The sequence below is a fragment of the Pseudomonas sp. 2822-17 genome, assembly GCF_002742485.1.
GTDB classification, from domain to species: domain Bacteria; phylum Pseudomonadota; class Gammaproteobacteria; order Pseudomonadales; family Pseudomonadaceae; genus Aquipseudomonas; species Aquipseudomonas cyclaminis.
This window is the reverse complement of record NZ_LJRZ01000946.1, coordinates 1-233: the sequence shown is the minus strand read 5'-3', so window position 1 is coordinate 233 and position 233 is coordinate 1. Positions and strand designations below refer to the sequence as shown.

The following is a 233-nucleotide window of genomic DNA, read 5'->3' as shown; positions in this document are numbered from 1 at the left end:
TGCTACAGCAGTAAAAGTTCGTTCATCTGTTTCCACAGAAGTACCAGTTTCTGTTCCACCTGACTTGAAGCGTCATGTGTTAAGAGATATACCTCTCCAACATATGTCTCCTTATTTAAACTGGCAGACTTTAATAGGTAAGCATTTAGGGGTGCAAGGTAAGGTAGAGCGAAAATGGGCGGAAGGCGACGAAAAAGCACTTGAGCTAAAAGCGGTCGTTGATGATTTATTAT

At 41.6% G+C, this 233-nt stretch carries 1 protein-coding gene; it reads left to right on the top strand.

The genetic code is table 11. From position 1 onward, the window contains the following. A partial coding sequence (locus AOA60_RS32960) for a hypothetical protein (RefSeq protein WP_158235090.1) occupies positions 1-233 on the top strand: 233 nt, incomplete at both ends.